Source organism: Salinirubellus litoreus (assembly GCF_037335815.1).
GTDB lineage: Archaea > Halobacteriota > Halobacteria > Halobacteriales > Haloarculaceae > Salinirubellus > Salinirubellus litoreus.
Map to the genome: position 1 here is coordinate 4,005,729 of NZ_CP147841.1, position 12,452 is coordinate 4,018,180.

The following is a 12,452-nucleotide window of genomic DNA, read 5'->3' on the forward strand; positions in this document are numbered from 1 at the left end:
GGGACCTCGAACCCCCCACGCTGATGTGCCGTCCGTCCGGTTTCCGCGGCATGACTGCCGAGCCGATACCGACGGACGCCTACTACGACCTGACCCGGGTGACGGAGGTGGCCGTCTCCCCGGACGGCGATCGGGTCGCGTTCGTGGCCACCGACGCCGACCCCGAGGAGGAGAGCCACCGGACGTCGCTGTTCGTCGTCCCGGCCGACGGCTCGCGCGAACCGCACCGGCTCACTCGTGCATCCGATGGGGGTTCGCCGACGTGGAGTCCCGACGGATCACGGCTCGCGTTCACCGCCGCCCGCGAGGAGGACCTCGAACTCGCCGTCGAGCGAGGTGCCGAGACGGCGGACGACGAGAGCGACGAGGGCCCCATCGGCGAGGGGCCCCGCTCGCACGTCTGGGTCTTCGACCTCGAACTCGGCGGGGACGCCAGACTGGTCACCACCGACGAGTCGTTCCCGGAGGGGGTGAGCGGGTTCGACTGGGGGCCGGCGGGCGACCGTCTCGTCGTGGCCGCGCGCGACCCCACGGACGAACAGCGCGAGTACCTCCGCTCGCGACGGGAGGAGGACGGCCCCGTGGTGACCGAACGGCTCCAGCACAAGGGCGACGGCACGGGCTGGCTCGACGACGTCACCACCTACCTGTTCGTCGTCGACGCCGTGACCCGGGAGGCCCGCCGGCTCGACGACGCCTACGGCGGCGGGGCCCTGGAGTTCATGACCGGCCTCGACCCGGCGTGGGGCACCGACCGCATCGCCTTCCTCTCGAACCGGACCGAGGAGCCGGACGACTCCGGTGCGATGGACGTCTACACGATCCGCCCGGACGGCACCGGGCTGGAGCGCCGGACGGAGGGGGACGTGACGGCGATGAGCCTCGCGTGGGACGACGCGGGGGATCGGCTGGCGTTCACGGCGGGCGATCCGGAGGACTGGACGCGACCGGTCGAGGTGTACCTCCTCGAGGACGTCGAGGTACGGTCGCGGAGTGGATCGCTCGACCACACGGTCGCGCACTTCGGGGAGCCGGTCTGGACCGACGACGGCGATCTCGTGGGGCTGTTCGCCGACGAGGCTCGACACCGGCCCGCGAAGCTCTCGGGCGAATCCCCCGAGTTCCTCGCGGACCTCGGGCCGTACCACACCGTCGCGAGGCTCGACGCCGACGGCGGGACGACGGCGCTCCTCGTGACCCACCCGAGCGAGGGGACGGACGTCCGTACCGTCCCCACCGAGCGGCTGCTGTCCGCTTCGAACGACGAGTCGCTTCGGGAGGCGACGACGCGGCTGAGCGAGACGAACGCCGACCTCCTCGCCGAGTACCCGATGCCCGAGGCCCGGCGGGTTACCTTCGAGTCCGACGGGCGCGAACTCGACGCCGTCGCCTACCTCCCCGCGGGGTTCGAGGCGGACGACGACCCGCGGCCGTTGATCGTCTCGATCCACGGCGGCCCGGTCTCCTACGACCTCCCGGAGTTCCGCTTCGAGTACGCGATGTGGGCCTCGCGGGGGTACGTCGTGATCTGTCCGAACTACCGCGGCGGGGCCTCCTACGGCTACGAGTTCGCCCGCACGCTCCGCGGGAAGTGGGGAACCGTCGAGGTCGACGACGTCGTCGCGTGCGCGGAGTCGATCCACGAGCGGGGGTGGGCCGACCCCGACCGCGTGTTCGGCCGCGGTATCTCCTACGGCGGCATCGCACAGGGCCACATCGTCGCACGGACGGACCTGTTCACCGCTGCCGCCCCCGAGCACGGCATCTACGATCTCAGATCCGAGTTCGGGACGAGCGACTCACACACGCACGTCGAATCGGAGTTCGGCCTCCCCTGGGAGGACCCCGAGGCGTTCGCGGCGGGTTCCTCGATCACCGACGTGGACCAGATCGAGACGCCGTTGCTGATCATGGCCGGTAGCGAGGACTGGCGCTGTCCACCCTCCCAGTCCGAACAGCTCTACGTCAGCGTCAGAAAGCGAGGGGTCCCGGCGAAGCTGGTGATGTACGACGACCACCACGACGTCAGCGCCCCCGACCGCGCGGTCCACCGGTTCGACCAGCTCGTCGACTGGTACGAGCGCCACGACCCGGCACGCGAGGGCGACGACGACGACTGAGACGGAGCGTCGTAACGATTTACCGGTGATCACTCGAGCGAGGTGCGTGATCGACGGTGAAAGAATACAGCGGCTCTGTTGAAATCCTCAATCGATGACGTGTTCTCGGGGCCGTGCTGCATATAGCGCGCGAGTCGGTCACGCGATCGGAGGCGGGTATTCACAGCTATGGATGATCCCGGATTAGGCCTTCGGACATCACGTATTCTCAAACGTGTACATTGGTGTATTGATAATTATGACGGATTAATGTAAATAGATTTATTAGTATTCCTCACATGAATATGCGTGCCCATACGGGCAGGATCAGTATGATAACTAAAAACAAACCCAAGCTAACGAGGCGGAAAGTTCTACGAGCGGGCGCAGTTACGGGAGCCCTGATGACGATACCCGCAAGTGCGACTGCCAGTCAATCCCAACCCTACACTGATATCCAAGGGAATCCAGGTCCGGGCGAGGTTACGCTCACGTTCATCAACAACACCAACTTTCCGTATGCGTTTGATCACCGTGCAGACGGTGAAAGCCCTGCGGGGACGTTCCCGTTCAGCGACGACACTATTGGCCAAGGGCCCTGCGAAGGGCGCAAGTGGGGCCCCTACTACAACATAACTAACGTCGGTCCGAACTCCACGGAGCAGGTGACGGTAGAAGCCGCGCACAAAGTCGAGGCGCAAGCAGTCCTCGGGCCGGAGCAGAACTATTACACCTGCTGGAAAACGTTCTATCCCGAGCAACCCGATAGTAAGAACGACTGCAAGCGTGGCGGCTGGAAAGACTATCATTTCAAGAACCAGGGACAGTGTATCAGGTACGTCAACACGGGTAAGGACAGCCGGTAGCGTCGTCAGAACCGGTGCACCAGCCCATCGCCGGGTGCAACACTCCCGGACCAGATTATTTTGCGGTTTCCGACACACATGATCTCTTATTTACGTGAGACGAAGGCCGAACACCTCTCGACTATGAAACGTGACAGGGAGTTCCAGTTGAGACGATTATGACCGGGACCATGGCACTGTACTGCATTTATGCTCTGTATGCAGCATTCACCGCCTGACAGCTCCTTGGTAGTTCAATCAAGCGCCGCTGCATAGAGGACATGAATGGGTCATCAGTTTGGCCCGCGATTTTCACCGATTTGAATCGGTCAGGACAGTTTGTTCAGGGACCGTATCCAAGCAGGCCGAGAATGACAAGCGCGATACCGCTCAGAATCACAAAGAATGCGGTCATAGCAGCGTACGCGTGTTGTTCCTGTTTCGCCGTTTCAGGGTCTGATTCCCACTGGTTCGCACTTGGATAGTTGCGGATTGACAGTGGGCGGGCCAGTGCGTATCCTCCAACGAAGACACACAGAACGCCTGTCGCCTCTGTAAGTACCATACGCTTTCCGTGCAACCCAACCAGAACAGTGCATACTAAACCTTCTGCCGCTCGCCCATGGGACTCCACAATACGCACATTTCCACACGGATGTTTCGCTGATGGAGGTGCGAAATAAATTCCGCCTGCTTGCTGGATACACCCTCTGTATATTGCACGCCGTACGTATCACATTCTGTGGATTTCAACAGATCCACTACGACAGTCCGTACGAGCGTTCGGCCCTCAGGTGAGGAGGACGACGACGTTCCAGGCGGTGACGAACACGCCGGTGGCGGCGACCCCCATCGGGATCGCCACCCGGGCCGGCCAGCCGAGCAGTCGCCACGCGAGGTAGAACGTCCCGAGCGAGGTGAGCTTCAGCACGACCAGGACGGGGAGGCCGAACTCGCCCACCAGCCCGGCCGCGACCGGTCCCGCTTCGGCCCCCCGTCCCGTCGACAGTCCGACGAGCGTCGTGAGGAGGTCGCCGAGCCCGTAGCCGAGCAGGACGACGGTCCAGAGGCCGCGCTCGCGGCGGGCGAGCCAGGCGAACCCCGCCTCGTACCGGTCCAGTACGGACATCAGGGCTCCGAGGGTGGGGGACCGTCCGCTGGAGGGCTCGGGCGTGCCGCGAGGGGACCGTCGTCTGCCATCGGTTCAGGCCGGGACGAGCACCACGCTCGTCGCCGCCGCGAGGACCAGCACGATCACGAGAATAGTGAGGAACTCCACGATCTCCCGCCGATCCCCGAGTCCGAACGTGGGGGCGAACGGCTCCTCGGCGTCCGATTCGGCCTCGACGGCGACCCCGCGTTCGACGCTATCCATATCGACGGATACCGGCGGTGCCCGTATAAACTTCGACCGACGATCAGTTTCTGTGTTCGTCGCGGGCGCGAGCGAGAAGGACTTACCCCTCCGTCCCCAGGATCCCCCTGTGGAAGACGAAAGCGACGGGAGTCCAGGCCGGGACGCCCCCGTCGGGCGTGACGAGGAGCCGGTCGGTTCGGAGGAGGACACGTTCGTTTCCCTCCGTGCCGGACCGACGCGGCTCGTTCCCGTGCGAAGCAGGGCCGCCAGGCGCGAACTCCGCGAGGGCGACCGGCGGCTCCTCCACTGTCTCGCCTGCGGCCGACAGGTCGTCGCCCGACGCCACGGCGGCACCTGCCTGCTCTGTGGCTCCGAAGCGGTGATCGTCGAGACGGTGTGACGCCGGTCGAGGCGGCGTCGCTCGCGTGTCGGGGCGACCACCGACCGCGCCCCCGATCGGGCGGTCGGTTAGTCCCGCTTGATCCCCGGGTTCGTCACCGCGCCCTCGGCGGGCGAGTCGAACGCCGCGCCGTACTTGGCGAGGACGCCCGAGGTGTAGTTCGGTTCCGGCGGTTCCCAGTCCCCGAGGCGCTCCTCGAGTTCCGCATCGGAGAGATCGACCGAGACGCTCCGCTCCGGAACGTCGACGGTGATCGTGTCGCCGTCCTCGACGGCGGCGATGGGACCGCCGACGAACGCCTCGGGGGCGACGTGGCCGATCATCGGTCCCCGGGTGGCCCCCGAGAATCGACCGTCGGTGATGAGTGCGACGTCGTCCTCGTGGCCCGCGCCGACCACCGCGGCGGTGACCCCGAGCATCTCGCGCATCCCCGGGCCGCCCTGGGGGCCCTCGTTTCGGATCACGATGACGTCACCCGACTCGATCTCCCCCTCCTGGACGTACCGCATGGCGTCCTCCTCGACCTCGAACACCCTCGCCGGGCCCTCGTGGTGGAACTTGTCGTCTCCCGTGACTTTGAGGACTGCGCCGTCCGGCGCGAGGTTCCCGCGGAGCACCTTGATCGCCCCCTCCTCGTGGATGGGGTCCTCGACCGGTCGGACGAGGTCGGGGTCGATCGTCTCGTCGTCGGGCAGGTCGAGCGTCCCGAGCTCCTCGGCGATCGTCCGCCCGGTGACGGTCATCGCGTCCCCGTGGATCAGCCCCGCCTCCAGGAGCCGCCGGAGCACGACCGGCACGCCCCCGCTCTCGTGGAGGTCGTTCATCACGTGCGAGCCGCCGGGCTGGAGGTTCGCCAGCTTCGGCGTCCGCCGGGTGATCCGGTCGAAGTCGTCGAGTTCGAGATCGACGCCCGCCTCGCGGGCCATCGCGAGGAGGTGGAGCACGCCGTTGGTCGAGCCCCCGAGCGCGACCTGCATCGTGATCGCGTTCTCGAACGATTCGCGCGTGAGGATGTCGGAGGGCTTGCGGTCGTTCTCCACACAGTCGAGGACGAGTTCGCCCGCCTCGCGGGCCACGTCGTAGCGCTCCTCGTCCTCGGCCGGTGCCGACGCGCTCCCGAGCGGCGCGAGCCCGATCGTCTCGGAGATGCTCGCCATCGTGTTGGCGGTGAACATCCCGCCACACGAACCCGCACCGGGACACGCGTTGCGCTCCATCTCGCCCAGTTCCGCCTCGCTCATGTCGCCCGAGGCGACCGCCCCGACGCCCTCGATGACCTGCTGGCCCGTGATCTCCCGGCCCTCGTGCTCGCCGGGCATGATCGAGCCGCCGTAGAGGAACACGCTCGGGAGGTCCGTGCGGATCGCGGCCATCATCATTCCGGGGAGGTTCTTGTCACATCCGGCGACGGTGACGAGCGCGTCCATGCGCTCGCCGAACGAAACGAGTTCCACGGAGTCGGCGATCACCTCCCTGGAGATGAGCGAGGCCTTCATCCCCTCGGTCCCCATCGAGATCGCGTCGGAGATCGTCACGGTGCCGAACTCGATCGGCATCCCGCCCGCGGTTTCGATACCTTCGATGGCACTCGCGGCCACGTCGTCGAGGTGGACGTTACACGGGGTGATGTCCGCCGCCGGGTTCGGGACCCCAACCATCGGCGAGGCGAGGTCCTCGTCGTCGAACCCCATCGCCCGGAACATCGCTCTGTGTGGAGCGCGCTCGTACCCCTCGGTCACCTCCCGCGAGCGCAGTCCCTCCGCCTTCTCGGGTTTGCCGATGCCGCCCTGCTCGTCGCGTTCCTCCGACCGCTCCTGCTGCTGGCTCATGCGCGGGGGTCCGCCCCCGGTGGCTTAAGTTTCCGGGCGCACCGGGCCGTTCTACTCGGGGGGAGCGTCCCACTCCTCGCCGTTGTCCTGCGGCTCGTAGCCGATCGTCTCGCGGGCGTGTTCGAGGTCGTCGAGCCACCGGCGGTCGTTCGCGCTGACGCCGTAGAAGTGGTCCCACTCGACGCTCTCGTCCCGCAGACAGCACTCGACGAACTGCGCCAGGTCGCGCCGGGACTGCCAGAGCCCCTTCATTCGGGCGACCTGCTCCTCGTACGCCTCGCTCCCGCGCTCCCAGTCCCCGCGGTCGACGCCGCGCTCGGCGTCGCCGTACGGGTGATCGTACTCCGGTTCGCGGACCGCGCCGATGCGCAGGCCGTAGAACCGGACGCCGTGGGCCTCCGCGAGCAGCCGACCGAGATCCTCGCCGTAGCTCTTGGTCAGCCCGTACCGCGAGTCCGGGCGGTGGGGCTCGTCGTGACCCGCACGGATCCCCTCGTCGTGGTAGACTTCGGGGGCGTTGCGCACCTCGACCATCCCGACGGCGTGGTTCGAGGAGGCGAAGAGCACGCTGTCGAGCCCCGCGTCGCGGGCGGCCTCGTAGACGTTGTGGAGGCCCTCCAGGTTCTCCGCCAGCGGCCCGGTCCACGCGATCTCGCGGTCGCCGGGACCGCCGAGCTCCGCCGTCCGTCCCAGGTGGATCACGGCGTCCTGGCCCTCGAAGTGCGGGCGTATATCGTCGTAGTCGCGCATGTCGGCGACGACCGACTCGCCGCCGTCGGGCGCGGGCCCCTCCTCGACGTCGAGCAGCGTGAAGTCGTACTCCTCCCCGTCGAGGTGCTCGGTTATCGCCGTTCCGACCCTGCCGTGTGCCCCGGTGATGAGAACGTCCATCGGCGTGTCATCCGGTGCCACCCGTTTAGTTCCGTCGCCCGGGGACCTCGGTCCCGCAGGAACCTTTTTGCGGACCCCCCGTCACGCGGTGGCATGCAACTCGGCGTCGGCCTGCCGTCGTTCTCGAGCGAGTCGCACGCGCTCCCGCCCCACCGGTTCGAGGGCTACGTACAGATGGCCGAGGAGTTCGGGTTCGCGGGCGCGTGGCTGATCGAACACCTGACCGAATCGCCGACCTACGCCTCCTCGCTGCTCGACCCGCTCTCGACGCTCTCGTACGTCGCGGGGGCGACCGACTCGCTCCCCATAGGAACCTCGGTCCTGCTCCTCCCGCTCCGGGATCCGGTGCTGGTGGCCAAGCGCGCGGCGACGATCCAGCACCTCGCGGGCCGCCGGCTCACCCTCGGGCTCGGGACGGGCTACGTCGAGGCGGAGTTCGACGCCGTCGGCGTCCCGATGGAGGAACGTTCGGCGCGCTACCTCGAGGGGATCGAACTGCTCCACCGCCTGTTCCACGAGGAGGTCGTGACGTTCGACGGGAAGTTCTACGCCGTCGAGGAATTCCGCCTCGAACCGAGCCTCGGCCGCCCACCGCGGATCCTCGCGGGCGGTGGCGGGCACGACACCGACGAGGGGCGACGGATCTACCGGAGCGTGAAGTCCCGACTCGACTACGCCGACGGCTGGATCGCCGCGCCGGGTCCGATGGACGCGGTTCGGGGGGACTGGGCCTCGTTCGCCGACTACCTCGAGTCGACGGGGCGCGATCCCGAGGCCGCGGAGAAGGTCGCCCTGCAGTACCTCCACCTCGTCCCCGGTGAGGACGGAGCGGTCGCCCGCCAGCAGCGCAACGCCTACCGCGAGATGGTCGGCCCGGCCCGCTCGGCCGAGTACGCGATGGAAAACTGGCTGTCGGGGACCGTCGATGAGGTCCGCGAGCACCTCGCGGCCTACGAGCGCGAGGGGTTCGACGAGGTGATCCTCTACCCGGTCACGCCCGACCCCGCGGCCGCCGAGCGCCAGCTCCGGCGCTACCGTGACCTGCTGCTCCCGGCGTTCGGCTGATGCGGGCGGCCGACGGCCCCACCGGACTCTCCGGGCTCAGTCCCGGTGGGTGACCCCGTAGGTCACCTCGGAGGAGGCGACGCGCCACTCCCCGTCGACCTTCCGGTACCGGTCGTCGTAGCTGGCCTGCGTCCACCCGCCGTTCCCGTCGGCATCGCGGTAGAAAAGGAGCAGATACCACCGGCCGGTCGCGGTCTCACCCTCGACGTCGATGACCGGGTTGGTGACGACGTGTGCCGAGTGCTCGAAGGCCTCGTCGAACCCCTCGCTGGCGAAGCCGTGTATCTCCTCGTGGCCCTCGAACGTCTCGCCGCTGTCCCTGACGAACCGGCCGTCCTCGGTGAACAGGGAGGTCCAGGTCTCGTAGTCGCCACCGTCGATGGCGAAGCAGTACTCGTGCTTGAGCCGCCGTATCGCGTGGACGTCCTCCGTCGACATGGCCGTCCGTCCCGGGCCGGGGTCATAAGTGTACGCCGGGAGCGCCGTCAGTCGGCCGATTCCGGGTCGTACTCGTGGGCGTCGTCGGCCGACGGCGCGCCGATCGCGAGCACGCGGACGCTCGCCTCCGCGTCGTCCGGGTTGTGCGCCCGGTGGGGACTGCCGGGGTCGACGACGAAGGCCTGGTCCCGTTCGACGACGAACGTCTCGTCGGGCGTCTCGACGTGGAGCTGCCCCTCCAGGACGTAGAACACCTCGACCTGCTCGTCGTGGTGGTGGTAGGCGAGCGGGAGCTGCTGGCCCGGTGCCGCCTCGTACGTCCGGAGCCCGAGCGGCGCGTCCTCGTAGTCGAGGCCGACGGCCGCGCTGATCGAGCGGACGTCGACGTCGCGGTCGTCCCACTGATCGAGTCCCGACGGGTCGACGACGTGGTAACCCATACCCGCCCATCCTCCCCACCCCGTATCAACCTTCCCCGTCCGGCTCGCGTGGTCCGGCCCAAACTTTCATCCACTTGCCAAAGATTGAAATAATATCGGACGTTACCCCGAGGTGGGTCGGATCTATCGACCCGACTTCCCCCACCGCCTTCCACCCCCGTCGCACGGGGCCGGCCGGGTCCCCCGCTCGCCGGCCGGCCCCGTCACCGCCTCTACAGTAGCGCCGCCACCTGCCGCCGGAGCGCCGCCCGGTCGCCCGAGTTCTCGATGCTCGCGTGTTCGGCGTCGATGGGCTCGAACGCCGCCCGGATGGTCCGATACACGCCGAAGTCGGCGTCGCTCGCGTCGTCGGTGCGCGCCTCGATCCGCTCGCGAACGACGCTCTCCTCGCAGGTCACCCGCACGAGGCGGTACTCGACACCCGTGGTGGCGGCCAGTTCGTCCGCCCGCTGGCGGTGGGTCGCGGCGGCGAACGTCCCGTCGAGGACGACGTTCTCGCCGCGGTCGAGCCGGGACTGCGCCCGGTCGAACAGCGCCCGGTAGACGGCGTGGCGCTCCTCGTCGGTGTACGCGGGATCGGTGAACAGCTCCCGGCGGACGACGTCGGTCCGGAGTAACTCCCCTTCGATACGGTCGGCGACCGTCTCCGCGACGGTGGTCTTCCCCACGCCCGGCAGCCCGCAGACGACGACCAGCATTCCCGGGAGGCTGCGTGGACCCGGGCTTTATCGGTTGTGGACGAGGACCGGGAATCGAACTCACGTCCCGCCGGCGAGCCGGTAGGTCCGTCCCCGGTTCTTCCCCGAGGCGACGACGAGGTCGTACTGGACCATCTTCGAGAGGTAGTTCCGCACCGTGCGGCGGGTCTTCGGGTCCTCGACCCGCTCCTGGTACTGGCCGTAGAGCTCGCCGGGATCGATCTCGCCGCACTCGTCGATGATGTCGTACAGCGTCCGCTGGTCGGGGGTGAGCCGGTCGAGGCTGGCCCGGCGGACCGCCCGTCTGCCCTCCGGGACCGCGGCCTCGAACCGCTCACGGGTGATCCGCTCCGCCTCCTCGCGATCGGCCCCGCGGGCCGCCGACCGGAGGATCCCGATGGCGACCCGGGCGTCGCCCGCGGCGGCGTCGGCGACGAACGCCAGATCGTCGCGGTCGACCTCGGCGTCGAGGCCCCACTCGACTCGCGCCTCGAGGATGTCGGTCAGCGCCTCGACGCCGTACTTGTCGAACTGCACCCGGACGGCGCTGTGGAGCCGGCTGGCGAGCCGGTCGTCCAGCCCCGCGAACAGGTCCGTCTCCCGGTTGGCGATACACACCATCGACAGCCCCTTCGTCCGGTAGAGATCGTAGAGCACCCGCGTGTCCTCGAGCTGGTCGACCTCGTCGAGCACGACCACGTACGGCGGGCCGTCGTACTCGACGAGCCGTTCGAGCAGTTCGTCCTTCGGGGTGGACCGACGGTGGACGTCGACCGTCCTCCCGACCCCTTCGAGGATGCGGTAGAGCGCCCGAAATCGGGAGTAGTTCTGCCAGCAGTTGACGTACCCCGTCACGACGTCGAGCACCTCCTCGCGGAGCCGCTCGACCGTGTACCGGGCGATGCAGGTCTTCCCGGCCCCCGTCGGCCCGAACAGGAGCGCCGTCTCGGCCGGTTCGCCACGGGCGACGGGCGCGAGGGCGTTCGAGAGGGCGTCGACCGCCTCCTCGCGGTGTTCGACCTCGCTCGGCACGAAGTCGGGCTGGAGCACCCGCGCGTCCCGTATCATCTCACTCGCCGCCTTTCGCGGCCCACGATATAAGTGGACCCGTGGGGTTTCCGATAGTTCCGATACGGGGTCCGCCCCGGACACTGGCGGCCGTGCCCGGTGCGCTCCCGGCTGTCCCGCGCCTGCCCGTGGACCCGGCCCTCGCCGGAACCCCCGGGTCGGTGGTGAATCCGCACGCCGACCGGGAACGGGGGACTACCTGTTCACCTCGTACCGGTGCTCGACGATCCCGCTGGCGTGGGATTCGGCATCACACGATCGGAGTTTCTGACGGTCGTACCCGCCTCCGAAGAGGGGCACACCGTCCCCGAGGAGAACCGGTACGTAGAAGAGTCGGAGGACGTCGATCTCCCGCTCCCGCAGGAAGGCCCGAGCGGTCGACGCCCCGCCCACCACCCAGACGTGCTCGTACCGCTGTCTGAGCTCCGTCGACAGATCGGCAACGTCACGAGCCACGAACTCGACCGCCTCGGTAGCGGGTGAGAGATCCCGGTGGGTGAGAACGTAGGTCGGCCTGTCATCGTACGGCCACTGGCCGAAGCTCAGGACCTGTTCGTAGGTCGTCGCGCCCATCACGAGACAATCGACGCTCTCGAAGAACTCCGAGAAACCCTCGACGTCCTCGTTGTCGTCCGATCCCGTCTGGAACTCTTCGAGCCAATCGACACCTCCCTCGGCGTCCGCAACGTATCCGTCGACGCTCGTCGCGATGTAGAGAGTGACCCGACCAGTGTCCATCTCGAACTGTTACATCTCACTCGCTAATACGTTTGCGCCGACCTCGCGTCCCGCCGAGTTCCTTCCCGGACGATGGCATCTACGGTCTCGTGGGTCAGTCCTCGCCGGGCAGACCGACCCGGAAGGCCGGCGACCGGTCGGTCCCGTCGTCCTCGGTGGTCCGCTCGACGCGCCGGTCGGCCAGACGGGCCAGGACCACCTGCTCGCCGATGTCCTCGTCGGCGATCTCCGAGATGAACTGGAGCGACCGGGCGTGAGCGCCGAACGCCGTCCCGGACAGGTTGGCGAGCGGCGGCTCCAGCGTAACCGGATCGTCGTACTTCTTGGTGTGGGTCTCGCCGAGCGAGAGGCCGCGGACGTAGTCGGTCATCCGGTCGACCACGTCCGGGCCGATCCACCCGAGCCGCTCGTAGTAACGCAGCGCGTTCAGCGCGCCGCTGGTCCCGAACTCCTCGCCGAGGTAGTGTGCCCACCGGAGCGCCGCCGCCATCCGGTCGGGCGAGGTGTCCAGGCGCTGTAGGTGGATCGAACTGGTCGACATCGGTCCTGTTCGTCCATCGCGGGCCGTCGGTAAAAGCGCGCGA

General features: G+C 67.9%; 15 protein-coding genes. 4 read left to right on the plus strand and 11 right to left on the minus strand.

The features are described 5' to 3' along the window. The first annotated feature begins 50 nt into the window (after positions 1 to 50). Both WDJ58_RS20035 and WDJ58_RS20040 read left to right on the plus strand, forming a co-directional pair. Positions 51 to 2,120 carry a S9 family peptidase gene (locus WDJ58_RS20035; protein ID WP_338915078.1) on the plus strand — a complete coding sequence of 690 codons (2,070 nt, stop codon included), beginning with the start codon at positions 51 to 53 and terminating at the stop codon, positions 2,118 to 2,120. A 383-nt stretch (positions 2,121 to 2,503) separates the two neighbouring features. Further along, entirely contained in the window at positions 2,504 to 2,965 is a 462-nt protein-coding gene (locus WDJ58_RS20040; RefSeq protein ID WP_338915079.1) for a hypothetical protein, read from the plus strand. Positions 2,966 to 3,287: 322 nt separating this feature from the next. On the opposite strand, the gene WDJ58_RS20045 is transcribed toward WDJ58_RS20040, so the two are convergent. The 3 genes from WDJ58_RS20045 to WDJ58_RS20055 form a co-directional block, all read right to left on the minus strand. Then, positions 3,288 to 3,509 (minus strand): hypothetical protein, encoded by a 222-nt coding sequence (locus WDJ58_RS20045; protein ID WP_338915080.1) that lies wholly within the window; start codon positions 3,507 to 3,509, stop codon positions 3,288 to 3,290. A gap of 225 nt (positions 3,510 to 3,734) precedes the next feature. After that, complete coding sequence (locus WDJ58_RS20050; RefSeq protein ID WP_338915081.1) at positions 3,735 to 4,073, minus strand: hypothetical protein; 339 nt, start codon at positions 4,071 to 4,073, stop codon at positions 3,735 to 3,737. Between the two features lie 75 nt (positions 4,074 to 4,148). Beyond that, complete coding sequence (locus WDJ58_RS20055; protein ID WP_338915082.1) at positions 4,149 to 4,319, minus strand: hypothetical protein; 171 nt, start codon at positions 4,317 to 4,319, stop codon at positions 4,149 to 4,151. A gap of 109 nt (positions 4,320 to 4,428) precedes the next feature. Between WDJ58_RS20055 and WDJ58_RS20060 the strand changes: the two genes are divergently transcribed. Beyond that, positions 4,429 to 4,701, plus strand: coding sequence for a hypothetical protein (locus tag WDJ58_RS20060; protein ID WP_338915083.1), 273 nt, complete (start codon positions 4,429 to 4,431; stop codon positions 4,699 to 4,701). 68 nt (positions 4,702 to 4,769) lie between these two features. On the opposite strand, the gene ilvD is transcribed toward WDJ58_RS20060, so the two are convergent. Together ilvD and WDJ58_RS20070 are read right to left on the minus strand one after the other, a co-directional pair. Next, positions 4,770 to 6,530 (minus strand): dihydroxy-acid dehydratase, encoded by a 1,761-nt coding sequence (gene ilvD / locus WDJ58_RS20065; protein WP_338915084.1) that lies wholly within the window; start codon positions 6,528 to 6,530, stop codon positions 4,770 to 4,772. Between the two features lie 51 nt (positions 6,531 to 6,581). After that, positions 6,582 to 7,421 (minus strand): NAD-dependent epimerase/dehydratase family protein, encoded by an 840-nt coding sequence (locus tag WDJ58_RS20070; RefSeq protein ID WP_338915085.1) that lies wholly within the window; start codon positions 7,419 to 7,421, stop codon positions 6,582 to 6,584. 93 nt (positions 7,422 to 7,514) lie between these two features. Here WDJ58_RS20070 and WDJ58_RS20075 point away from each other — a divergent pair, with 93 nt between their 5' ends. Further along, positions 7,515 to 8,486, plus strand: a complete 972-nt coding sequence (locus tag WDJ58_RS20075; RefSeq protein WP_338915086.1) for an LLM class flavin-dependent oxidoreductase — start codon at positions 7,515 to 7,517, stop codon at positions 8,484 to 8,486. Positions 8,487 to 8,522: 36 nt separating this feature from the next. Here WDJ58_RS20075 and WDJ58_RS20080 read toward each other — a convergent pair whose 3' ends face one another. From WDJ58_RS20080 to WDJ58_RS20105, 6 genes are all read right to left on the minus strand, one after another. Continuing rightward, positions 8,523 to 8,924, minus strand: a complete 402-nt coding sequence (locus WDJ58_RS20080) for a nuclear transport factor 2 family protein (RefSeq protein WP_338915087.1) — start codon at positions 8,922 to 8,924, stop codon at positions 8,523 to 8,525. A 47-nt stretch (positions 8,925 to 8,971) separates the two neighbouring features. After that, positions 8,972 to 9,364: a cupin domain-containing protein gene (locus WDJ58_RS20085; protein ID WP_338915088.1), complete on the minus strand. Its 393-nt coding sequence runs from the start codon at positions 9,362 to 9,364 to the stop codon at positions 8,972 to 8,974. Between the two features lie 212 nt (positions 9,365 to 9,576). Then, positions 9,577 to 10,062 (minus strand): AAA family ATPase, encoded by a 486-nt coding sequence (locus tag WDJ58_RS20090; protein ID WP_338915089.1) that lies wholly within the window; start codon positions 10,060 to 10,062, stop codon positions 9,577 to 9,579. 60 nt (positions 10,063 to 10,122) lie between these two features. Next, entirely contained in the window at positions 10,123 to 11,130 is a 1,008-nt protein-coding gene (locus tag WDJ58_RS20095) for a Cdc6/Cdc18 family protein (protein ID WP_338915090.1), read from the minus strand. A gap of 195 nt (positions 11,131 to 11,325) precedes the next feature. After that, a complete protein-coding gene (locus WDJ58_RS20100) occupies positions 11,326 to 11,868 on the minus strand; it encodes a dihydrofolate reductase family protein (protein ID WP_338915091.1) in 543 nt (180 codons plus the stop codon). 94 nt (positions 11,869 to 11,962) lie between these two features. Next, the gene (locus WDJ58_RS20105; protein ID WP_338915092.1) at positions 11,963 to 12,409 is read right to left on the minus strand and encodes a FlaD/FlaE family flagellar protein; all 447 of its coding nucleotides are present in this window, start codon (positions 12,407 to 12,409) and stop codon (positions 11,963 to 11,965) included. Positions 12,410 to 12,452 lie beyond the last annotated feature (43 nt).